Genomic DNA, 20,960 nt, shown 5'->3' with positions numbered 1-20,960 from the left:
ACTGACTGTCGCCGACTGTTTGACCACAGCGAACGAAGTGAGCGGAGGGAGTTTCGGCGACGGGCCACGAAGCCAGCCAGCGGAGGGAAGTCCTCGGCCCCCCCCGGGGGGGCCGAGGACCGCCCCCGACGGCGCGCCACAGCCTCCCCCCACGCGCCTTCGCAGCGCGAAGCCCAGCACGCTATCCTCCGCAACCATGCTCAGACCCCTGTTCGATTCCTTCTGGCGCGCCGCCGCCTACTGCCTGCACCCGCGCGTGATCGTGCTGTCATTGCTGCCGCTCGCGCTGCTCGTCGGCCTGAGCTTCGGCCTCGGCTACTTCTTCTGGGAAGCCGCGATCGACGGCGTGCGCGACCTGCTCGATTCGTGGGACCTGCTGCATCCCTTGTTCAGCTGGCTCGAAAGCATCGGCGCCGGCAACCTGAAGTCGGTGCTCGGCCCGCTGGTCGTGATCTTCCTCGCGACGCCGGTGCTGGTGCTGCTGTCGCTGCTGGTCGTCGCGACGCTGATGACGCCGGCGATGTTGAACCTGGTGGCGCAACGCCGCTTCCCGCTGCTGGAGCGCCGCCGCGGCGGCACCTTCGTCGGCAGCATCGTCGTGAGCCTCGGTTCGACCGCGGTCGCGATCGTCGCGCTGATCGCATCGATCCCGCTGTGGTTCGTGCCGCTGATGGTGCTGGTCGTGCCACCGCTGATCTGGGGTTGGCTGACCTACCGCGTGATGGTCTACGACACGCTGTCGGAGCATGCGAGCAAGGACGAGCGCCGCGAACTGATCCGCCGCCACCGCACCAGCTTCCTCGGACTCGGCATCGCCACCGGCTACCTCGGCGCCGCGCCGTCGCTGGTGTGGGCCTCGGGCCTGATGTTCCTCGCGCTCGCGCCGATCCTGGTGCCGGTCGCGATCTGGATCTACACGCTGGTGTTCGCGTTCTCGTCGCTGTGGTTCGCGCACTTCGCGCTGGCGGCGCTGGCCGAGCTGCGCGCCGAGCAGCAACTCGCGGCCGCCGTGGCGCTGCCGCCAGCCGGCGACCCGACCCCGCTTCCCAGGCCTTCCGCTTCAGAGGACATCGCATGAACTTCGGCGTCATCATCATCGGCGACGAGATCCTGTCGGGCAAACGCGAGGACAAGCACCTGCCCAAGGTGATCGCGCTGCTGAACGAGCGCGGCATCCCGCTGTCGTGGGCCCGCTACGTCGGCGACGACCCCGAGCGCATCACCGCCCACCTGCGCGAGGCCTTCGCCAGTGGCGACGTGGTGTTCTCGTGCGGCGGCATCGGCGCCACGCCCGACGACCACACGCGCCAGTGCGCCGCGCGCGCGCTCGGCGTGCCGCTCGCGCTCCACCCGCAGGCGCGCGAACTGATCCTCGAACGCATGCGCGACGTCGCCGCCGAGCAGGGCGTGCCGTTCGAACCCGAGCGCGCCGACAACCTGCATCGCCTCAACATGGGCATGTTCCCGGCCGGCGCGCAGATCATCCCGAACCCCTACAACAAGATCCCCGGCTTCTCGGTCGGCCATGTGCACTTCGTGCCCGGCTTCCCGGTGATGGCCTGGCCGATGCTGCAGTCGGTGCTCGACGAACGCTACGCCGGCGAGCACCGCGCCGAGCGGCCGCGCGAGCAGTCGGTGATCGTGTTCGGCGCGATGGAGTCGACCCTCACGCCGCTGATGGAGGCCATCGAGGCCCGCTTCGACGGCGTCAAGGTGTTCAGCCTGCCGAGCGTCGACCACCCGCAGTGGGGGCGCCACATCGAACTCGGCGTCAAGGGCGCGGCCGGCCCGGTGGCGGAGGCCTTCGCCGAACTGCTGGCCGGGCTGCGTGGCCATGGTGCGCACTTGGGCCCCGAGTTGGTGCGGTGAGCGCCGCATCGCCCGTCCAGCCTGGTGCCGGGCCGTGCACCAAAGTGGCGTCACCGACCCGCCGCCACCGCGTGTTTTGGACCGTTGCTCACCCGGTGGAGCGCATGCCGGCTGGGCCTGCGCCGTCATCGGGCGCGGGCATGCTTTCTGCTACATTCCTGTGCGCATTTCCAGGCCCCTCCCGGCACTGAATCTGTCGTCTCTACCCACCCACTCACCCCACAAGCCTCTCGCTAGGAGAACCTGATGGCAAAGACCGTCGCCGACGTGATGAAGATGGTGAAGGAAAGCGAGGTCAAGTTCGTTGACTTCCGCTTCACCGATACCCGCGGCAAAGAGCAACACGTTTCGGTGCCCCTGTCTGCGTTCGACGAAGACAAGTTCATTTCGGGCCACGCCTTCGACGGTTCGTCGATCGCCGGCTGGAAGGGCATCGAAGCTTCCGACATGCTGTTGATGCCGGACCCGAACACGGCCAACATCGACCCGTTCTTCGAAGAGCCGACGCTGATCCTCACCTGCGACGTGATCGAGCCGACCGATGGCAAGCCCTACGAGCGCGACCCGCGTTCGCTGGCCAAGCGCGCCGAGGCCTACCTGAAGTCGTCGGGCATCGGCGACACCGCCTTCTTCGGCCCGGAACCCGAATTCTTCATCTTCGACAGCGTCCGCTGGAACGTGGACATGTCCGGTTCGTTCTCGAAGATCGAATCCGAGGAAGCCGCCTGGAACACCGGCAAGGAATACGACCACGGCAACTCGGGCTACCGTCCGGCCGTCAAGGGCGGCTACTTCCCGGTGCCCCCGGTCGACAGCGCCCAGGACCTGCGCTCCGAGATGTGCCTGATCCTCGAATCGCTGGGCATTCCGGTCGAAGTGCATCACCACGAAGTGGCGAACGCCGGCCAGATGGAAATCGGCACCAAGTTCAGCTCGCTGGTGCAGCGCGCCGACTGGCTGCAGCTGCAGAAGTACGTGATCCACAACGTGGCCCACGCCTACGGCAAGACCGCGACCTTCATGCCGAAGCCGATCGTCGGCGACAACGGCTCGGGCATGCACGTGCACCAGTCGGTCTGGAAGGACGGCAAGAACCTGTTCGCCGGTGACGGCTACGCAGGCCTGTCGGAATTCGCGCTGTTCTACATCGGCGGCATCATCAAGCACGCCCGCGCGCTGAACGCGATCACGAACCCCGGCACCAACAGCTACAAGCGCCTGGTCCCGGGCTTCGAAGCCCCGGTGAAGCTGGCCTACTCGGCCAAGAACCGCTCGGCCTCGATCCGCATTCCGTACGTTGCCAACCCGAAGGGCCGCCGCATCGAAGCGCGCTTCCCGGACCCGCTGGCGAACCCGTACCTGGCGTTCTCGGCGCTGCTGATGGCCGGCCTCGACGGCGTGGAAAACAAGATCCACCCGGGCGAAGCCGCCACGAAGGACCTGTACCACCTGCCGCCGGAAGAAGACGCGAAGATCCCGACCGTCTGCCACAGCCTCGACCAGGCGCTCGACTACCTGGACAAGGACCGCGCGTTCCTGACCAAGGGCGGTGTCTTCACCGACGCTTACCTCGACGCCTACATCGAGCTGAAGATGCAGGAAGTCACGCGCTTCCGCATGACGACCCATCCGGTCGAGTTCGACATGTATTACAGCGCCTGACGCAGGCGCCGTGGAACCCGGCGCGGGGGCGCAGGCTCTCACCGCCAGCGGTTCCGCGAATCCGGCATCACGAAGGGACGGCACAAGCCGTCCCTTTTTACATGGTGGGATCCATCGCGGGATCGGCCACAATCCACCAGATCCCACGGCCCGAGGACCTTTCCCATGCGCTCTCACCGAACCACGACCCGTTGCGCGCTCGCGGTGGCTGCCGTTGCCACGCTGATCGCCCTGCCAGCACGGGCTGCCGAAGAAAAGACCGTCTACCGTTGCCCCGGCAACCCGGTGCTCTACACCGACACGCTGTCGGCCAAGGAGGCCAGGGACAAGGGCTGCAAGACCCTCGAGGGTGCGCCGATCACCGTGGTGCAGGGCCTGCGTCCGGCAAAGGGGTCGTCCTCGAGCGCGGCGGCGGGCAAGCCGGGCGAGAACCGGGTCGACCCGAACGAGCAGCGCGCCCGCGACAGCGATGCCCGCCGCATCCTCGAGGCCGAGCTGAAGAAGGAAGAAGACCAGCTGGCCGAGTTGCAGAAGGCCTACAACAACGGCGAGCCCGAGCGCCAGGGCGACGAGAAGAACTACCAGAAGTACGTGGACCGCGTCGCCGAGATGAAGGCCAGCATCATGCGCAAGGAAGGCGACGTCGCCGCGCTGCGGCGCGAACTCGCGAAGCTGCCGTGACCACGCCGGCGAACCGGCAGGCCGGCGAGCTGCCCGAGCGCTACCAGGCCTTCGACCACCTGGCGACGATGGTCGCGGTGGTGCGCGAAGACGGCAGCTGCCTGTTCGCCAATGCCGCGTTCGAGAACGTGCTGGGCCTGCCGCGGCGCAGCGTGCTGGGCGGCTCGCTGTTCGACTGGTTCATCGATGCCAATTCGGTGCGCGACACCGTGGCCGCGGTCGTGCGCAACGATTTCTCGACCAGCCGCTTCGAGGCGCTGCTGCGCCGGCCGGTGTCGGCGCATGGCGATGCGCTGCCGGTGCATGTGATCGTCAACCAGCTCGACCGGCCGAACGAGGCGATCGTCGAGCTGGTGGAGATCGAGCAGCAGACGCGCCAGGACCGCGAGGAACGCGCGCTCGGCCAGGCGCGCGCCAACAAGGAACTGATCCGCAACCTCGCGCACGAGATCAAGAACCCGCTCGGCGGCATCCGCGGCGCGGCGCAACTGCTCGAGATGGAGGTCGAGTCGCGCGCGCTGACCGAGTACACCCAGGTCATCATCCAGGAGGCCGACCGGCTGCAGGCGCTGGTCGACCGGCTGCTCGCGCCGCACCGCAAGCCGCACGTGGTGAGCGACGTCAACATCCACGAGGTCTGCGAGCGGGTGCGCTCGCTGATCATTGCCGAGTTCCCGCGCGGGCTGGCGGTGATGCGCGACTACGACATCTCCATCCCCGATTTCCGCGGCGACCGCGAGCAGCTGATCCAGGCGGTGCTCAACATCGCGCACAACGCGGCGCAGGCGCTGTCCGAGCGCATCGCGCAGGGCGACGCCTGCATCACGCTGCGCACGCGGATCGCGCGGCAGGTGACGCTCGGCAAGCAGCGCTATCGATTGGCACTGGACTTGCATATTGAAGACAACGGCCCGGGGATCCCGGAGTCGATCCGGGATCGCATCTTTTACCCGTTGGTATCGGGGCGCGATGGCGGGTCGGGCTTGGGACTCACGCTGGCGCAGACGTTCGTGCAGCAACACCAGGGCATGATCGAATGCGAGAGCAAACCGGGCCAGACCCTTTTCAAGATCGTGATCCCGTTGCCCTGAGCCAGAAGCCGGGGCGGGCGGGACCGGAACCACAGGCAGGGCATGAAACCCATCTGGATCGTTGACGACGACCAATCCATCCGCTTCGTGCTGGAGAAGGCGCTGGCGCGTGAAGACCTCGCGGTGCGCAGCTTCACCAACCCGCGCGACGTGCTGATCGCGCTCGAAGACGACGAGCCGCAGGTTCTCGTATCCGACATCCGGATGCCGGGCGGCTCGGGCATCGAGCTGCTGAGCAAGGTCAAGGAGCGCCATCCCGGGCTGCCGGTGATCATCATGACGGCCTACTCCGACCTGGACAGCGCGGTCAGTGCGTTCCAGGGCGGGGCCTTCGAGTACCTGCCGAAGCCGTTCGACGTGCCGAAGGCCGTCGAGCTGATCCGCCGCGCGCTCGACGAGAGCATGCGCGAGGAGGTGCGCGACGAGCGCATGGCGCAGATGCCCGAGATGCTGGGGCAGGCGCCGGCGATGCAGGACGTGTTCCGCGCGATCGGGCGACTGAGCCAGAGCGTGGTCACGGTGCTGATCACCGGCGAGTCGGGCTCCGGCAAGGAACTCGTCGCGCAGGCGCTGCACAAGCACAGCCCGCGGGCGAGCGGGCCGTTCGTCGCGATCAACACCGCGGCGATCCCGAAAGACCTGCTCGAGAGCGAGTTGTTCGGCCATGAGCGCGGCGCGTTCACCGGCGCGCAGACGACGCGGCGCGGGCGCTTCGAGCAGGCCGACGGCGGCACGCTGTTCCTCGACGAGATCGGCGACATGCCGTTCGACCTGCAGACGCGGCTGCTGCGCGTGCTGAGCGACGGGCAGTTCTACCGCGTCGGCGGGCACAACCCGCTGCGCAGCAACGTGCGCGTGATCGCCGCGACGCACCAGAACCTGGAAGAGCGGGTCAAGCTCGGGGCCTTTCGCGAGGACTTGTTTCACCGGCTGAACGTGATCCGGCTGCGGCTGCCGGCGCTGCGCGAGCGGCGCGAGGACGTGCCGGCGCTGGCGCGCTTCTTCCTGCAGAAGAGTGCGAAGGAGCTGGGCGTCGAGGCCAAGCGCATCACCGAAGCGGCGCTCGCGCGGCTGATGCAGTTCGACTTTCCCGGCAACGTGCGGCAGCTGGAGAACATCTGCCACTGGCTGACGGTGATGGCGCCGGCGCAGGTGGTCGAGGCCAAGGACCTGCCGCCGGAATTCCAGGGCGACCTCGTCGCGATGCCGGCGCGTGTGCCGGGCGCGGGCGAGGCCGCCGAACTGCCGTCGATCGTCAGCGTGTCGGCGGCTCAGGCCGCCGCGCCGGTGGCTGCGCCGCTGCCGGATGCGGTGGCCGCCGTGGCAACCAGCACGCACTGGCTGGCCGACCTGGAGCGCGAATCGCGCGCGATGCTGCAAGCCGGCTTGCCGGAGGTGTGGGACACGCTGACCCGCAAGTTCGAGGCGCAGCTGATCCACACCGCGCTCGAGATCACGCGCGGCCGGCGCATCGAGGCCGCGCAGAAGCTCGGGATTGGCCGCAACACCATCACTCGGAAGATCCAGGAACTCGGTCTGGACGATTGAAGTCGCCCGAGGGGGGCGCGAAGGCGCGTGCGGGGAGGCTGCGGCGCGCCGATCGCTGACTACGAGAGTTCCGCAATCACCGGCGCATGGTCGCTGGGCCGCTCGTTCTTGCGCGTCGGCTTGTCGATCACGCAGGCTTTCACCTGGCCCTTCAGCGCGTCGCTGACCAGGATGTGGTCGATGCGCAGCCCCTGGTTCTTGCGGAACGCCAGGTTGCGGTAGTCCCACCAGCTCCAGCTCTTCGGCGGCTGCTCGAACAGCCGGAAGGAGTCGTGCAGCCCGAGCCCGAGCAGGCCCTGGAAATGCGCCCGCTCCTCGGGCGTGCACAGCACCTGCCCGGCCCATGCCACCGGGTCGTGCACGTCGCGGTCTTCGGGGGCGATGTTGTAGTCGCCCATCAGCACCAGGTGCGTGTGGCGGGTCAGCTCGTCGGCCAGCCAGGTGCGCAGCGCCGTCAACCACTTCAGCTTGTACTGGAACTTGTCGCTGTCGACCGACTGCCCGTTCGGGATGTACGCGCCGACGATGCGGATGCCGTTGACGGTGCCGGCGATCACGCGCGCCTGCTCGTCGTCATGGCCGGGAATGTTCTTGACGATGTCGGCGGCCACCGTGCGCGACAGCAGCGCGACGCCGTTGTACGTCTTCTGCCCGAACCACTGCACCTGGTAGCCGGCAGCCTCGATCTCGGCCTGCGGGAACTTGTCGTCGGTGAGCTTGGTTTCCTGCAGCACGATCGCGTCGGGCTGGTGCAGCGCAAGCCAGTCGATCAGCTGCGGCAGGCGCACCGCAAGGGAGTTGACGTTCCAGGTGGCGAGTTTCACGGGCGGACCTTTCGGGCGGAGGCGCGCATCGTACCCGCTGCCGCGCGCACCACGATCAACGCAGCACCGCCCAGGCCTCGTCGGCGATCGTGCGTTCCTCGTCCGTGGCCATCACGAACAGCGCCACGCGGCCGGGCCGGTCGATGCGCAGCGCATGGCGCGCGTTCGCATCGGCGTCGAGCGCGACGCCGAGCCAGCCCAGCCGTTCGCACACCGCGGCGCGCAGCGCCGCATCGTGCTCGCCGATGCCGGCGGTGAACACCAGCGCATCGAGCCCGCCGAGCGTGGTCGCGATGCGCGCCGCTTCGCCGGCGCAACGCAGCGCGAACAACGCCAGCGCCTCGCGCGCTGCCGGCAGGTCGCTGTCGCGCAAGGTGCGCGCATCGGCGCTGAGGCCCGACACGCCGAGCAGCCCCGAGCGGTGGTACAGCAGGTCCTCGATCTGGTCGTGGGACAGGCCGCGCTGCTGCATCAGGTACAGCGGCACGCCGGCGTCGAGCGCACCGCAGCGCGTGCCCATCGGCACACCGTCCAGCGCCGAGAAGCCCATGCTGGTGTCGACGCTGCGGCCGGCCTGCAGCCCGCACAGGCTTGCGCCGCTGCCCAGGTGCGCGACGACGACGCGACCGGCCGCCTCGTGCGGCGCCACCCGCGCGAGTTCGCGCGCGATGAAGGCATACGACAGGCCGTGGAAGCCGTAGCGCTGCACCCCCGCGTCGTGCAGCGCGCGGGGCAACGCGAAGCGGCGGGCGAGCGGGTCCTGCGTCTGGTGGAAGGCGGTGTCGAACGACGCGGTCTGCACGAGCCCGGGTCGCAGCTGCTGCAGCGCCCGGATCAGCCGCAGGCTGTGCGGCTGGTGCAGCGGCGCGAGCGGCGTCAGCGCGTCGAGCGCCGCCAGCGTCGCGTCGTCGACGCGCACCGGCCCGTGGTGCTGCGCGCCGCCATGCACCACGCGGTGTGCCGCGGCGTGCAGGCCGGCCAGCGCGCCGTCGCGCTCGAGCACGCCGAGCATCGCGTCGACCACCTCGTGCAGCGATTCGGTCAGCGGGGCCTGCAGCGGCTGGTCGACCCGGCGGCCTTCGCAGTCGAGCGACAGCGCGAGCGGCGCCCGCTGCAGGTCGAGGCGGCCGCGCCCGACCGACTCCGGCCCGGCGGCGCCGAGGCGGAACAGGCCGAGCTTGATCGACGACGAGCCGGCGTTCAGCGTCAGCAGCAGGGGGCGCATCGATTCGTTTCCGGCGGCGTGGGATTTGATCTGCAGCATACTCAGTCGACGCCGGTGCGGCCATCATCGGCCCGACAAGGAGGATCCTCCCGTGAACCACCCCACCGAGCATCCGCACGGCCCCCTGTCACCCGGCCAGCTGCAGCGCATCGACGCCTGGTGGCGCGCCGCCAACTACCTGTCGGTCGGGCAGATCTACCTGCGCGACAACCCGCTGCTCGACGAGCCGCTGGTGCAGGCCCACGTGAAGCCGCGCCTGCTCGGCCACTGGGGCACGACGCCCGGGTTGAACCTGCTGTATGCGCACCTGAACCGCGTGATCGCCGCACACGGGCTCGACATGATCTACGTGATCGGCCCCGGCCACGGCGGCCCGGGGCTGGTCGCGAGCGCCTGGCTCGAAGGCTCGTACACCGAGCGCTATCCGGCCGTCACGCAAGACCGCGACGGCATGCGCCGGCTGTTCCGCCAGTTCTCGTGGCCCTACGGCATCCCGAGCCACGTGGCGCCCGAGACGCCCGGCTCGATCCACGAAGGCGGCGAGCTCGGCTACTCGCTTGCCCATGCCTACGGCGCCGCATTCGACAACCCCGGGCTGATCGTCGCGTGCGTGATCGGCGACGGCGAGGCCGAGACCGGGCCGCTGGCCGCGAGCTGGCATTCGAACAAGTTCCTGAGCCCGGCCACCGATGGCGCCGTGCTGCCGATCCTGCACCTGAACGGCTACAAGATCGCGAACCCGACGCTGCTCGCGCGCATCGGGCGCGACGAACTCGAGCAGCTGATGCGGGGCTGTGGCCACGAGCCGCATGTCGTGACCGGCAGCGACCCGGCGCAGGTGCACCAGCAGCTCGCGGCGACGCTCGACCGCGTGGTGGCCGACATCCACGCGATCCAGCAGCGCGCGCGCTCCGGCGGCCCGGTCGAGCGCCCGCGCTGGCCGATGATCGTGCTCGACACGCCCAAGGGCTGGACCGGGCCGAAGACCGTCGACGGCCAGCCGGTCGAAGGCACCTGGCGGGCGCACCAGGTGCCGTTGGCCGACGTGAAGACCCCCGAGCACCTCGCGCAGCTCGACGCCTGGCTGCGCAGCTACCGGCCGCACGAGCTGTTCGACGCCGACGGCCGGCTGCGCGACGACCTGGCGTCGCTCGGCCCCACCGGCGCGCGCCGCATGAGCGCGAACCCGCACGCCAACGGCGGCGAACTGCTGCAGCCGCTCGCGATGCCGCCGTTCCGCGAGCATGCGGTGGCGGTGGCGCAGCCCGGTGCGGTGCAGCTCGAATCGACCCGCGTGCTCGGCGGGTTCCTGCGCGAGCTGGTGCGGCTCAACCTGGCGGCCCGCAATTTCCGGCTGTTCGGCCCGGACGAGACCGCGTCGAACCGGCTCGACGCGGTGTACGAGGTCTCCGGCAAGCAATGGCTCGCGCGCATCGACGAGGTCGACCCGAACCTCGGCACCGACGGTCGCGTGATGGAGGTGCTCAGCGAGCACCTGTGCGAGGGCTGGCTCGAGGGCTACCTGCTGACCGGCCGGCACGGCATGTTCTCGTGCTACGAGGCCTTCATCCACATCGTCGACTCGATGTTCAACCAGCACGCCAAGTGGCTGAAGACCTGCCGGCAGATCCCGTGGCGGCAGCCGATCGCCTCGCTGAACTACCTGCTCACCTCGCATGTCTGGCGCCAGGACCACAACGGCTTCTCGCACCAGGACCCGGGCTTCATCGACCATGTCGCGAACAAGAAGTCCGACGTGGTTCGCATCTACCTGCCGCCGGACGCGAACTGCCTGCTGTCGGTGGCCGACCACTGCCTGCGCAGCCGCAACTACGTCAACGTGATCGTCGCCGGCAAGCAGCCGGCCTGGCAATGGCTCGACATCGACGCGGCGCAGCGGCATTGCCGCGTCGGCGTGGGCACCTGGGAATGGGCCGGCAGCGGCGGCGAGCCGGAGGTGGTGATGGCCTGCGCCGGCGATGTCCCGACGCTCGAGACGCTGGCCGCCGTGACCCTGCTGCGCGAGCGCGTGCCCGACCTGCGGGTGCGTGTCGTCAACGTCGTCGACCTGTTCGCGCTGCAACCGCCGCTGGAGCATCCGCACGGCCTGGCCGACGAGGCCTTCGACGCGATCTTCACCGCCGACCGGCCGGTGGTGTTCGCCTTCCACGGCTACCCATCATTGGTGCACAAGCTGACCTACCGGCGCCGCAACCACGCGAACATCCATGTGCGCGGCTACCGCGAGGAAGGCACGACGACGACGCCGTTCGACATGGTGGTGCTGAACCAGCTCGACCGCTACCAGCTGGCCTTCGACGCGATCCGCCGCGTGCCGCGCCTGGCCGCGCGGGTACCGGCCGAGGCCGAGCGGCTGGCGGCCACGCTGCGCCGGCACCGGGAATGGGTGTGCGAGCACGGCGACGACCTGCCCGAGGTGAAGGAATGGCGCTGGTCGCCGCGCTGACACCTTCGCATCCGCGCACGCGGTTGCGCCTGCGGCGCGAGCGCTGCGGGGGCAGGCTGCCACCATCCCCGCATGACGATCCCCTCGCTTCGCGACGTTCCCGACAGCTTCGACAGCGCGCGCCTGACGATCCGCTGCCCGCGCGCCGGTGAAGGTCCGCTGGTGCATGACGCGGTGGTCGCGTCGCTGGACGCATTGCGCGAATTCCCGGCCTCGCTGCCGTGGGCGCTGGCCGAGCCGAGCATCGAGACCTCGGAGCAGTTCTGCCGTGAAGGCCGCGCGCACTACCTGATGCGCTCGATGATGCCGATGCTGCTGTTCCTGAAGGACGGCGGCGCGCTGGTCGGCGCCGGCAGCCTGCATGCGTTCGACTGGGCGGTGCCCAAATGCGAGATCGGCTACTGGGCGCACTCGGCGTTCACCGGCCGCGGCCTCGTCACCGAGGCGGTGCAGGCCATCACGGATCTCGCCTTCGACACGCTCGGCATGCGCCGCATCGAAGCGCTGCCGGACGCCGGCAACACCGCCAGCTGGCGCGTCTGCGAACGGGCGGGCTATGTGCTCGAAGGCACGCGCCGCAACGACCGCATCACGCCGGACGGCAGCTTGCGAGACTCAAGGGTCTACGCACGGATTCGCTGAACGACGGCGCTTCCTCGAAGTGGATGCAGCCGTGTTGCACGCAGGCCTGGTACTCGCGCAGCGACACGGTGGCCGCCTCGCGCGCGCCATCGGCCTGCCACAGCAGCTTGACCCACAGGGCGCCCTCGATGACCCAGCACGTGCCCGGCGGAACCTGCCGCAAGCCCTCGTCGGTGTGCACCTCGAACCCTGCAATGACCATCCCTCTTTTCATCGCGACCTCCGGTAGTGGGTGCCATCCGGGGCTCTGCGGTCCCGGCGCAGCCTCACTGTAGAGGGGCGCTTCGGCGCGCCCCGTGGGCGCATGCCCGACGCATTTGTAGGACATCGCCGCGACATGCGTGCAGGCGCGCCGTTTGCCCGTCGCGTGCGCCTGGAATCGGGCGGCGCTGCGCTACGATCCCGCGCGCTTCCGAGCCCCTGCGCATGCCGCCGCGTGCCGTCTCTTCTTTGAATCACAGGATCGCGCCGATGGCCCCGCTTTCGATGAAGTTCGCCCCGGTCCGCGGCGCACGCCGCCGCCTGCCGCTGCCGCCGGGTCCGCTGATCGGCTTCGGCCTTGCGGTGCTGGCGGTCGTGCTGATCGCGTTCTTCTCGTACCGCTCGCTGCAGACCCGCGCCAGCACCGCCGAGCTGGTGACGCACACGATCGAGGTCGGCCAGCAGCTGCAGACGCTGCTGTCGGCGGTGAAGGATGCCGAGACCGGCCAGCGCGGCTTCCTGCTGACCGGCAACGAGCTCTACCTCGACCCGTACACCACCGCGCGCGCGGCGCTGCCGGGCCTGGTGCGCCGGGTGCGCGAACTGACCGTCGACAACCCGCGCCAGACGCAGCGCATCGACACGATCGACCGGCTGACCACCGAGAATCTGGGCGAACTGGCCGAGACGGTGGAGCTGCGCCGCGCCGGCAACGTCGAGCAGGCGCTCGCGGTGGTGCGCACCGACCGCGGCCGCGCGACGATGAACCGCATCCGCACCCTCGTCGCCGACATGGACGACGACGAGCGCGGCCTGCTGGCCGGGCGACAGGGCGACTGGCAGGACGCGGTGAACCTGTCGTCCAACATCACCTGGATCGGCTCGGCGCTGCTGCTGTTCCTGATCGCGGTGGCGATGGCGATGAGTTCGCGCGAGCACCTGGCCCGCGAGGCGCGGGCCTGGGTGCGCAGCGGCCAGATGGGGATCGGCGAACGCGTGCAGGGCGAGCACCGGCTCGATGCGCTCGGCGAGCGCGTGCTGTCGTACCTGGCGCAGTACATGGGGGCGCGCGTCGGCGCCCTGTACATCGCCGAGAGCGACGGCCGCTTCCGCCGCTTCGCCGCGCACGGGCTCGACGGCGGCAGCGTGGCCGCCGAGCTGCACCCCGGCGACGGCCTGCTCGGCCAGGTGCTGAAGGACGCCAGGCCGGTGCGCGTGACCGACGTGCCGGCCGGCTACCTGCCGGTGACCTCGGCGCTTGGCCGTGCCGACCCCACCGAGCTGCTGCTGGCGCCGGCGCTGGTCGACGGCGTCGTGCAGGCGGTGGTCGAACTCGGCTTCCTGCACCGCACGCACGAGGCCGAGCAGGAGCTGTTGCTGCGCGTCTCCGAAGCGCTCGCCGTCGCGGTGCGCACCGCGAAGGACCGCACGCGCCTCGAGGAGCTGCTCGAGGAGACGCAGCGCCAGGCCGAGGAGCTGCAGGCCCAGCAGGAGGAACTGCGGGTCAGCAACGAAGAGCTCGAGGAGCAGGGCCGCGTGCTGAAGGAATCGCAGGCCCAGCTGGAGGCCCAGCAGGCCGAGATGGAGCAGACCAATGCGCAGCTCGAGGAGCAGACCCAGCTGCTGGAGCACCAGAAGGACAACCTCGCCGCGGCCCAGGTCACGCTGACCGAGAAGGCCGGCGAACTGGAGCGCGCCAACCAGTACAAGAGCGAGTTCCTGGCCAACATGAGCCACGAGCTGCGCACGCCGCTGAACTCGACGCTGATCCTCGCGAAGCTGCTGGCCGACAACAAGGCGGGCAACCTGGACGCCGAGCAGGTGAAGTTCGCGCAGACCATCGCCGACGCCGGCAACGACCTGCTGGCGCTGATCAACGACATCCTCGACCTGTCGAAGATCGAGGCCGGCAAGGTCGAGGTGCAGATCGAGCCGGTGCTGGTCAGCCGCATCGTCGAATCGCTGAACGCGAACTTCCAGCCGGCGGCGCAGCAGAAGGGCCTGTCGTTCAGCACCGCGATCGAGCCGGGCACGCCGCAGCGCATCGAATCCGACGCGCAGCGCGTCGGGCAGGTCCTGAACAACCTGCTGTCGAACGCGCTGAAGTTCACCGCGGCCGGCGAGGTCTCGGTGCATGTCGCGCCCGATGGCGACGGCATGCTGTCGTTCGCGGTGCGCGACAGCGGCATCGGCATCGCCGAGCACCAGCAGGAGATCATCTTCGAGGCCTTCCGCCAGGCCGACGGCAGCACGCACCGCAAGTACGGCGGCACCGGGCTCGGGCTGTCGATCTCGCGCGACCTGGCGCGGCTGCTGGGCGGCGACATCGCGGTGCGCAGCACCCCGGGCGAGGGCAGCGTGTTCACGCTGACGCTGCCGGTGGCGCGGGCCGAAGGCGCCGCGGCAACGCAGCCGCCCGCGGCGCCTGGGGCCGAACCGCCGGCCGCCGCCCACCTGCCCGGCCCGCAGCGCGCCATGCAACACGAGATGCAGCGCGAGATGCCGCCCCCGCCGAAGACGCTGCAGCCGCGCGTGCTCGACGACGACCGCGACCAGCTGGCGCCCGGCAAGCGGCTGATCCTGGTCGTCGAGGACGACATGCGTTTCGCGGCCATCCTGCGCGACCTGATCCACGAGGCCGGCTTCCAGTGCCTGCTTGCGCACACGGCCGGCGACGGCATCCGCGCGGCGCTCGACTTCAAGCCGAGCGCGATCCTGCTCGACATGAACCTGCCCGACCACTCCGGCCTCGGCGTGCTCGACCAGCTGAAGCGCAGCCCGCAGACGCGCCACGTCCCGGTGCACGTGATCTCGGTGGCCGACTACAGCCAGGAGGCCTTGCAGCGCGGCGCGATCGGCTACGCGCTGAAGCCGGTCAAGCGCGAGCAGCTGGTCGAGGCGCTGCGGCGGCTGGAGGCCAAGTTCATGCAGAGCGTGCGCCGCGTGCTGGTGGTGGAAGACGACGCGCGCCAGCGCGAGAGCATCCGCCACCTGCTCGGCACCGACGACGTGCAGATCACGGACGTGGCGAACGCCGGCGAGGCGCTGGCTGCGCTGCAGTCGACCACCTTCGACTGCATGGTGATGGACCTGAACCTGCCCGACCTGAGCGGCTACGAGCTGCTCGAGAAGATGTCGGGCCAGGACGACGTGGCCTTCCCGCCGGTGATCGTCTACACCGGCCGCTCGCTGACGCGCGACGAGGAGCAGGGCCTGCGCCGCTTCTCGCGCTCGATCATCGTGAAGGACGCGCGCTCGCCGGAGCGGCTGCTCGACGAGGTGACGCTGTTCCTGCACCAGGTCGAATCGCACCTGCCGGCCGAGAGCCAGCGCATGCTGAAGGCGGCGCGCGACCGCGATGCGACACTCGAAGGCCGGCGCATCCTGGTGGTCGAGGACGACGTGCGCAACATCTTCGCGCTGTCCAGCGTGCTCGAACCGAAGGGCGTCAAGATCGAGATCGCGCGCAACGGGCGCGAGGCGCTGGAGGCGCTGGCACGCCTAGGGGTCGGGCCGGGCCTGGTCGACCTGGTGCTGATGGACATCATGATGCCGGAGATGGACGGCTTCACCGCGATGCGCGAGATCCGCAAGCGCGGTGACTGGCGGAAGCTGCCGATCATCGCGCTGACCGCCAAGGCGATGAAGGACGACCAGGAGAAGTGCCTGGCCGCCGGCGCCAACGACTACATCGCGAAGCCGCTCGACGTCGAGAAGCTGCTGTCGCTGGTGCGGGTGTGGATGCCCAAATGAAGGCGCTGTCCGAGACCCGCGAAGCCCGCGAAACACCCGGGCCGCAGCCGGCGTCCGCGGTGTCGGGCGTCGACATCGAACTGCGCCTGCTGATCGACGCGATCTACCTGAAGTACCACTACGACTTCCGCGGCTACGCCGGCGCGTCGCTGAAGCGGCGCCTGGGCAGCGCGATGGCGCGCTTCGGCTGCCGCACGCTGAGCCAGCTGCAGGACAAGGTGCTGCACGAGCCGTCGACCTTCCCGGCGCTGCTCGACTACCTGACGGTGCAGGTCAGCGAGATGTTCCGCGACCCGTCATACTTCCGCTCGCTGCGCGAGCAGGTGGTGCCGCTGCTGCGCACCTGGCCGTCGCTGAAGGTCTGGGTGGCCGGCTGCAGCGCCGGCGAGGAGGTGTATTCGCTCGCGATCCTGCTGCGCGAGGAAGGCCTGCTCGAGCGCACGCTGATCTACGCGACCGACATCAACGCGCAGGCGCTGCAGCGTGCCGAGGCCGGCGTGTACGAACTCGACCGCATCGCCGGCTTCTCCGACAACCACCAGCGCAGCGGGGGCCGCGGTTCGCTGTCGGATTTCTACACCGCGGCCTACGGGCGCGCAGTGTTCGACAAGTCGCTGAAGAAGCACATCGTGTTCTCCGACCACAGCCTGGCCACCGACAGCGTGTTCGCCGAGGTGCAGCTGGTCTCGTGCCGCAACGTGCTGATCTACTTCAACCGCGAGCTGCAGGACCGCGCGCTCGGGCTGTTCCGCGAGGCGCTGTGCCGGCAGGGCTTCCTCGGGCTCGGCTCGAAGGAGTCGCTGCGCTTCTCCAGCCATGCCGACGCGTTCGGCGAGCTGGTGCGCGACGACCGGATCTTCCAGAAGCGGGGGGAGGCATGAGCGGCCTCGCGCAGCGCATCGATGCGGTGGTGATCGGCACCTCGGCCGGCGGGGTCGAGGCGCTGATGGCGCTGCTGCCGGCGCTGCCGGCCACGCTGCGGGCCGCGGTGCTGGTCGTGATCCACCTGCCGCGCCAGCGGCCGAGCCTGCTGGTGGAGATCTTCGCGCCGCGCTGCGTGCGCCCGGTGCGCGAGGCGCAGGACAAGGAGGCGGTCGAGCCCGGCTGCGTGTATTTCGCGCCGCCCGACTACCACCTGCTGGTGGACGACGGGCCGCGGCTTGCGCTGTCGGTCGATCCGCTGGTGAACTATTCGCGGCCGTCGATCGACGTGCTGTTCGAATCGGCGGCCGACGTGTACGGTCCGCGGCTGCTGGGCATGGTGCTCACCGGCGGCAACGAGGACGGTGCCGCCGGGCTGGTCGCGGTGGCACGGCGCGGCGGGTTGACGGCGGTGCAGCAGCCCGACACGGCCCTGGTGTCGTGGATGCCGGCATCGGCGCTGAAGGCGGTGACCCCCGATCACCTGTTGCCGCTGGACGGCCTGGCCGCGCTGTTGCGCGGGTTGTAGAGAAAGGATGCAACACATGCTTGCACCGGTGAAATGCCTGCTGGTCGACGACCTGGACGAGAACCTGCTGGCGCTGTCGGCGCTGTTGCGCGGCGAAGGCGTCGAGCTGCTGCAGGCACGCTCGGGCGCGCAGGCGCTGGAACTGCTGCTGGTGCACGACGTGGCTCTCGCGCTGCTCGACGTGCAGATGCCCGAGATGGACGGCTTCCAGCTGGCCGAGCTGATGCGCGGCAGCGAGCGCACGCGCCATGTGCCGATCATCTTCGTGACGGCCGGCGGGCGCGACCAGCAGCGCATCTTCAAGGGCTACGAGAGCGGGGCGGTCGATTTCCTGTTCAAGCCGATCGAGGCGCACATCCTGCGCAACAAGGCCGAGGTGTTCTTCCAGCTGTACCGGCAGAAGCAGCAGCTGGCCCACGAGCTGCGCGAGCGCACCGAGACGCTGCGCCTGAACGAGATGTTCGTCGCGATGCTCGGCCACGACCTGCGCAACCCGCTGAATGCGATCCTGACCTCGGCCACGCTGCTGCAGCGGCGCGCCCCCGACGAGGACACCGGCAAGACCGCCGGCCGCATCCTGCAGGGTGGGCGGCGCATGAGCGCGATGATCGAGAACATGCTCGACCTGGCGCGCGGCCGGCTGGCCGGCGGCATCGCGGTGCAGCGGGCGCCGACCGACCTGGGCTCCATCGTCGAGCGGGTGCTGCAGGAGCTGCAGGCGGCGTTGCCGGAGGCACGCATCGTCACCCGGCGCAGCGGCGACCTGGCAGGCGAGTGGGATGCCGAACGGCTGTCGCAGGTGGTCGCGAACCTGGTCGGCAACGCGTTGCAGCATGGTGCGCCGGGCGAGGCGGTCGACCTGGTGCTCGACGGCGACGACCCGGCGCAGCTGACGCTGGTGGTCGTGAACGAGGGCTGCATCGCGCCCGAGCTGCTGCCCTCGCTGTTCGATCCGTTCCGCAGCGGCGAGCGCCCGCGCGGGCGCAACGAGGGGCTGGGCCTCGGGCTCTACATCGTGCAGCAGATCGTGCAGGCGCACGGCGGGCGCGTCGACGTGGAGCCTTGCGGCGAGGGCAGGCGCACGATGTTCACCGTGCAGTTGCCGCGCCGCTAGCTCAGCTCACGAGCGTTGCCTCGAGCGAGATGTCGGTCTTGAACAGCTTCGACACCGGGCAGCCCGCCTTGGCCTTCGCCGCCAGTTCCTGGAAGGTCGCGTTGTCCGCTCCCGGCACGTTGGCGGTGAGCGTCAGCTGAACCGCGCTGATCGCGAAGCCGCCTTCGACCTGCTCCAGCGTGACCTTGGCCGTGGTGTCCATCTTCTCGGCCCGCAGCTTGGCTTCGCCGAGGATCAGCGACAAGGCCATCGTGAAGCAGGCCGCATGCGCCGCGCCCAGCAGTTCCTCGGGGTTGCTGCCGGGCATGCCTTCGAAGCGGCTGGCGAAGCCGTAGGGGTAGTCCTTCAGGGCGCCGCTCTCGGTCGAGATCGAGCCCTTGCCGTCCTTGATGCCGCCCGACCATTGGGCCGAGCCCTTGCGGTTGATCTTCATGCTGCGCTCCTTGGAAGTGGAGGGCGCAGCGTAGCGCGTTGCGCCGGACCCTGCCACCTGCGTGGCGGACCCGGCGGCGCACTCAGTAGTGCAGCCAGGCGGCGATGCCCATGCCGAGGCCGAGCACGCTCAAGCCGTACACCGCGTACTCCGTCCAGCGCCGCTTGGTGAGCAGCGCGATCGCCGCCATCGCGATCGAGATCGACAGCGCGGTGGTGGCCTGCGCCCAGCGGTGGTGCTGGTGCATCTGCTCCTCGCTCTGCTTGTCGAACGCGGTCGACTCGTCCTCGAGCTTCTTGGCCGCGGTCATGATCTCGGCCTTCTCGGTCTTGTAGCGCTTGATCTCCTCGGTGTAGAACGCTCGCCGGCCCTCGGGCGCCAGCTCGACCGCCAGCTCGGCCAGGTTCTGCTTGCTGCTCTTGGCCTGGTAGTAGTTCCACTGGTTCGACGCCTCGGTCTTCTTGATCGCGGCGTCGTTCTTGTAGAGACCCGCGTTGGCCTGCGTCGCGCCGCCCATGTACGAGAAGATCGCACCGAGCGTCGCGAGGATCGCGGTGATCACCGCCAGCTGGCCGGCGTGGCCGTCGGGGTCGTGCTTGGCCGCGTGCTCCAGTTCGTGGTCGTGCGGGCCGTGGACGTGGAAACCGTGTTCGGACATGTCATCCTCCTCGTTGTGGTGATGGGGTGCTGCGCCGGTAGGTGACCCAGCGGTAGCGCAGGCCCTCCGGGCTGGTCTGGAATTCACCGGGTTCGGCGCTGAACTGCGCGCGGTCCCAGTCGGGAAAGAAGGCGTCGGCGTCGAAGTCGGCATCGAGCTCGGTCAGCACCAGCTCGTCGACCCGCGGCAGCGCCTCGCGGTAGATCTCGCCGCCACCGATCACGAAGGCCTTCGGCACGTCGCCGGCCAGCGCGATCGCCTCGTCCAGCGAGCCGGCGCGCTCGGCGCCGTCGGCGTGCCAGTCCGGCTGGCGCGTGATCACGATGTTGCGGCGGCCGGGCAGCGGCCGGCCGATCGAATCCCAGGTCTTGCGACCCATCAGCACCGGTGCGCCGAGCGTGGTGCGCTTGAAGAACTTCAGGTCTTCGGAGATGTGGCAGAGCAGGGCGTTGCCCTTGCCGATGGCGCCGTTGCGGGCCACGGCGGCGATCAGGCTGATCAGCGGTCGAGAGCGTGTCATGGGCGCGATTGTCGCGCGAGCCTCATCGGCCAAGCGGACACCGCGGAACCGGCTTTGCCGGGCCGCTGGTGGCGCCCCCTTCGAGGGGGAGGCGGCCGCAGGACGCTCCGGGGGGGGGTGTCATTTCGCGGCGTCCCGGCCATTCGTCAGGTGCTGCTGCATCAGCTGCTGGACCTTCGCGCCGTCGCGCGCCTTCAGCGCCGCCATGATCCGGCGGTGCTCCTTCAGCGACGCGTCGAGCCGGCCCTGCTTGAACAGCGAGTGGTGCCGGTTCAGCTTCATCACCTTGCGCAGGTCGGTGACCAGCTGGTGGCGCCAGCGGTTGTCGGCGATCTCGAGCAGCCGCATGTGGAACTGCTCGTTCGCGCGGAAGAACGCGTCGCGGTCGGCCACGCTGTCTTCGAGCGCCTGGTGCAGCGCCTGCAGCTCGGCCAGCTGCGCGTCGGTCGCGAGCGTGGCGGCCGACGCCGCGGCATCGCTCTCGAGCAGCGCCAGCAGGTGGAACACCTCGGCGAGGTCGCGCTCGGAGACCTCGGTGACGTAGGCGCCGCGGCGCAGCTTCATCGTCACCAGCCCCTCGGCCGCCAGCACCTTCAGCGCCTCGCGCAGCGGCGTGCGGCTGATGCCGTACTCGGCCGTCAGGGCTTGCTCGTCGATCCAGCTGCCGGGCGCCAGCGTGTGGGCCATGATGCGCGCACGCAGGCGCTCGGCGACCTGCACGTAGAGCGCCTGGGTGGCCGGCAGCGTCGCAGGGCCGGCGAGGGGGGCCGCCTTGGCGGTGGAAACCTTGGACATATAATTCAATTTTGAATTATGGACGAC

Annotated in this window: 19 protein-coding genes; 12 read left to right on the top strand and 7 right to left on the bottom strand. The window is 69.6% G+C overall.

The window, feature by feature from the left end; translation table 11 throughout:
• Positions 1–196 precede the first annotated feature (196 nt).
• The 6 genes from ASC98_RS09935 (at position 197) to ntrC (ending at position 6,851) form a co-directional block, all read left to right on the top strand.
• Positions 197–1,078, top strand: coding sequence for an EI24 domain-containing protein (locus tag ASC98_RS09935; RefSeq protein WP_056816735.1), 882 nt, complete (start codon positions 197–199; stop codon positions 1,076–1,078).
• Positions 1,075–1,869, top strand: a complete 795-nt coding sequence (locus ASC98_RS09930) for a molybdopterin-binding protein (protein ID WP_056816732.1) — start codon at positions 1,075–1,077, stop codon at positions 1,867–1,869. Before ASC98_RS09935 ends, ASC98_RS09930 begins: the two co-directional genes overlap by 4 nt.
• A gap of 246 nt (positions 1,870–2,115) precedes the next feature.
• Positions 2,116–3,531, top strand: coding sequence for a type I glutamate--ammonia ligase (gene glnA / locus ASC98_RS09925; RefSeq protein ID WP_047513059.1), 1,416 nt, complete (start codon positions 2,116–2,118; stop codon positions 3,529–3,531).
• A gap of 165 nt (positions 3,532–3,696) precedes the next feature.
• A complete protein-coding gene (locus tag ASC98_RS09920; RefSeq protein WP_056816729.1) occupies positions 3,697–4,212 on the top strand; it encodes a hypothetical protein in 516 nt (171 codons plus the stop codon).
• A 68-nt stretch (positions 4,213–4,280) separates the two neighbouring features.
• Positions 4,281–5,303, top strand: a complete 1,023-nt coding sequence (glnL, locus tag ASC98_RS09915; protein WP_082541589.1) for a nitrogen regulation protein NR(II) — start codon at positions 4,281–4,283, stop codon at positions 5,301–5,303.
• A 42-nt stretch (positions 5,304–5,345) separates the two neighbouring features.
• A complete protein-coding gene (gene ntrC, locus ASC98_RS09910; RefSeq protein WP_056816723.1) occupies positions 5,346–6,851 on the top strand; it encodes a nitrogen regulation protein NR(I) in 1,506 nt (501 codons plus the stop codon).
• Between the two features lie 59 nt (positions 6,852–6,910).
• Here ntrC and xth read toward each other — a convergent pair whose 3' ends face one another.
• Both xth and ASC98_RS09900 read right to left on the bottom strand, forming a co-directional pair.
• Entirely contained in the window at positions 6,911–7,675 is a 765-nt protein-coding gene (xth, locus tag ASC98_RS09905) for an exodeoxyribonuclease III (protein WP_056816721.1), read from the bottom strand.
• A 55-nt stretch (positions 7,676–7,730) separates the two neighbouring features.
• The gene (locus tag ASC98_RS09900; RefSeq protein ID WP_056816793.1) at positions 7,731–8,900 is read right to left on the bottom strand and encodes an acetate/propionate family kinase; all 1,170 of its coding nucleotides are present in this window, start codon (positions 8,898–8,900) and stop codon (positions 7,731–7,733) included.
• Between the two features lie 91 nt (positions 8,901–8,991).
• Between ASC98_RS09900 and ASC98_RS09895 the strand changes: the two genes are divergently transcribed.
• Together ASC98_RS09895 and ASC98_RS09890 are read left to right on the top strand one after the other, a co-directional pair.
• Positions 8,992–11,367 (top strand): phosphoketolase, encoded by a 2,376-nt coding sequence (locus ASC98_RS09895; protein WP_056816718.1) that lies wholly within the window; start codon positions 8,992–8,994, stop codon positions 11,365–11,367.
• Between the two features lie 72 nt (positions 11,368–11,439).
• Positions 11,440–12,009: a GNAT family N-acetyltransferase gene (locus ASC98_RS09890; protein WP_056816715.1), complete on the top strand. Its 570-nt coding sequence runs from the start codon at positions 11,440–11,442 to the stop codon at positions 12,007–12,009.
• Here ASC98_RS09890 and ASC98_RS09885 read toward each other — a convergent pair.
• The gene (locus ASC98_RS09885) at positions 11,957–12,223 is read right to left on the bottom strand and encodes a hypothetical protein (protein WP_157597636.1); all 267 of its coding nucleotides are present in this window, start codon (positions 12,221–12,223) and stop codon (positions 11,957–11,959) included. The genes ASC98_RS09890 and ASC98_RS09885 overlap by 53 nt on opposite strands.
• 257 nt (positions 12,224–12,480) lie before the next feature.
• Between ASC98_RS09885 and ASC98_RS09880 the strand changes: the two genes are divergently transcribed.
• From ASC98_RS09880 to ASC98_RS09865, 4 genes are read left to right on the top strand one after another with little or no spacing between them, the layout of a single operon-like run.
• On the top strand, positions 12,481–15,963 hold the full coding sequence (locus ASC98_RS09880) for a response regulator (protein WP_056819909.1): 3,483 nt from the start codon (positions 12,481–12,483) through the stop codon (positions 15,961–15,963).
• Positions 15,960–16,844: a protein-glutamate O-methyltransferase CheR gene (locus ASC98_RS09875; protein WP_082541549.1), complete on the top strand. Its 885-nt coding sequence runs from the start codon at positions 15,960–15,962 to the stop codon at positions 16,842–16,844. Before ASC98_RS09880 ends, ASC98_RS09875 begins: the two co-directional genes overlap by 4 nt.
• Positions 16,841–17,413: a chemotaxis protein CheB gene (locus ASC98_RS09870; RefSeq protein WP_056816707.1), complete on the top strand. Its 573-nt coding sequence runs from the start codon at positions 16,841–16,843 to the stop codon at positions 17,411–17,413. The genes ASC98_RS09875 and ASC98_RS09870 overlap by 4 nt, the downstream gene beginning before the upstream one ends.
• A 16-nt stretch (positions 17,414–17,429) precedes the next feature.
• On the top strand, positions 17,430–18,527 hold the full coding sequence (locus ASC98_RS09865) for a hybrid sensor histidine kinase/response regulator (protein WP_056816704.1): 1,098 nt from the start codon (positions 17,430–17,432) through the stop codon (positions 18,525–18,527).
• 1 nt (position 18,528) lies between these two features.
• Here the strand turns inward: ASC98_RS09865 and ASC98_RS09860 are convergent, their stop codons facing one another.
• The 4 genes from ASC98_RS09860 to ASC98_RS09845 all read right to left on the bottom strand — a co-directional run bounded on the left by ASC98_RS09860 (position 18,529) and on the right by ASC98_RS09845 (position 20,933).
• Complete coding sequence (locus ASC98_RS09860) at positions 18,529–18,960, bottom strand: OsmC family protein (RefSeq protein ID WP_056816702.1); 432 nt, start codon at positions 18,958–18,960, stop codon at positions 18,529–18,531.
• 82 nt (positions 18,961–19,042) lie between these two features.
• Positions 19,043–19,618 (bottom strand): DUF4337 domain-containing protein, encoded by a 576-nt coding sequence (locus tag ASC98_RS09855; protein ID WP_056816698.1) that lies wholly within the window; start codon positions 19,616–19,618, stop codon positions 19,043–19,045.
• A gap of 1 nt (position 19,619) precedes the next feature.
• The gene (locus ASC98_RS09850) at positions 19,620–20,138 is read right to left on the bottom strand and encodes a dihydrofolate reductase (RefSeq protein WP_056816695.1); all 519 of its coding nucleotides are present in this window, start codon (positions 20,136–20,138) and stop codon (positions 19,620–19,622) included.
• A 120-nt stretch (positions 20,139–20,258) separates the two neighbouring features.
• Positions 20,259–20,933 carry a GntR family transcriptional regulator gene (locus tag ASC98_RS09845; protein WP_056816692.1) on the bottom strand — a complete coding sequence of 225 codons (675 nt, stop codon included), beginning with the start codon at positions 20,931–20,933 and terminating at the stop codon, positions 20,259–20,261.
• Positions 20,934–20,960 lie beyond the last annotated feature (27 nt).

This window comes from Rhizobacter sp. Root1238, assembly GCF_001425825.1.
In the GTDB taxonomy this organism is placed as follows: domain Bacteria; phylum Pseudomonadota; class Gammaproteobacteria; order Burkholderiales; family Burkholderiaceae_C; genus Rhizobacter.
The sequence above is the reverse complement of the archived record's forward strand: the minus strand, read 5'-3'. Positions and strand labels throughout refer to the sequence as shown.

Excerpts from the sequence above, each read along its gene's own strand:
- ASC98_RS09935 (WP_056816735.1), top strand. The coding sequence starts at position 197 with ATGCTCAGACCCCTGTTCGATTCCTTCTGGCGCGCCGCCGCCTACTGC.
- ASC98_RS09930 (WP_056816732.1), top strand. The coding sequence starts at position 1,075 with ATGAACTTCGGCGTCATCATCATCGGCGACGAGATCCTGTCGGGCAAA.
- glnA (WP_047513059.1), top strand. The coding sequence starts at position 2,116 with ATGGCAAAGACCGTCGCCGACGTGATGAAGATGGTGAAGGAAAGCGAG.
- ASC98_RS09920 (WP_056816729.1), top strand. The coding sequence starts at position 3,697 with ATGCGCTCTCACCGAACCACGACCCGTTGCGCGCTCGCGGTGGCTGCC.
- glnL (WP_082541589.1), top strand. The coding sequence starts at position 4,281 with ATGGTCGCGGTGGTGCGCGAAGACGGCAGCTGCCTGTTCGCCAATGCC.
- ntrC (WP_056816723.1), top strand. The coding sequence starts at position 5,346 with ATGAAACCCATCTGGATCGTTGACGACGACCAATCCATCCGCTTCGTG.
- ASC98_RS09900 (WP_056816793.1), bottom strand. The coding sequence starts at position 8,900 with ATGCGCCCCCTGCTGCTGACGCTGAACGCCGGCTCGTCGTCGATCAAG.
- ASC98_RS09890 (WP_056816715.1), top strand. The coding sequence starts at position 11,440 with ATGACGATCCCCTCGCTTCGCGACGTTCCCGACAGCTTCGACAGCGCG.
- ASC98_RS09885 (WP_157597636.1), bottom strand. The coding sequence starts at position 12,223 with ATGAAAAGAGGGATGGTCATTGCAGGGTTCGAGGTGCACACCGACGAG.
- ASC98_RS09880 (WP_056819909.1), top strand. The coding sequence starts at position 12,481 with ATGGCCCCGCTTTCGATGAAGTTCGCCCCGGTCCGCGGCGCACGCCGC.
- ASC98_RS09875 (WP_082541549.1), top strand. The coding sequence starts at position 15,960 with ATGAAGGCGCTGTCCGAGACCCGCGAAGCCCGCGAAACACCCGGGCCG.
- ASC98_RS09870 (WP_056816707.1), top strand. The coding sequence starts at position 16,841 with ATGAGCGGCCTCGCGCAGCGCATCGATGCGGTGGTGATCGGCACCTCG.
- ASC98_RS09865 (WP_056816704.1), top strand. The coding sequence starts at position 17,430 with ATGCTTGCACCGGTGAAATGCCTGCTGGTCGACGACCTGGACGAGAAC.
- ASC98_RS09860 (WP_056816702.1), bottom strand. The coding sequence starts at position 18,960 with ATGAAGATCAACCGCAAGGGCTCGGCCCAATGGTCGGGCGGCATCAAG.
- ASC98_RS09855 (WP_056816698.1), bottom strand. The coding sequence starts at position 19,618 with ATGTCCGAACACGGTTTCCACGTCCACGGCCCGCACGACCACGAACTG.
- ASC98_RS09850 (WP_056816695.1), bottom strand. The coding sequence starts at position 20,138 with ATGACACGCTCTCGACCGCTGATCAGCCTGATCGCCGCCGTGGCCCGC.
- ASC98_RS09845 (WP_056816692.1), bottom strand. The coding sequence starts at position 20,933 with ATGTCCAAGGTTTCCACCGCCAAGGCGGCCCCCCTCGCCGGCCCTGCG.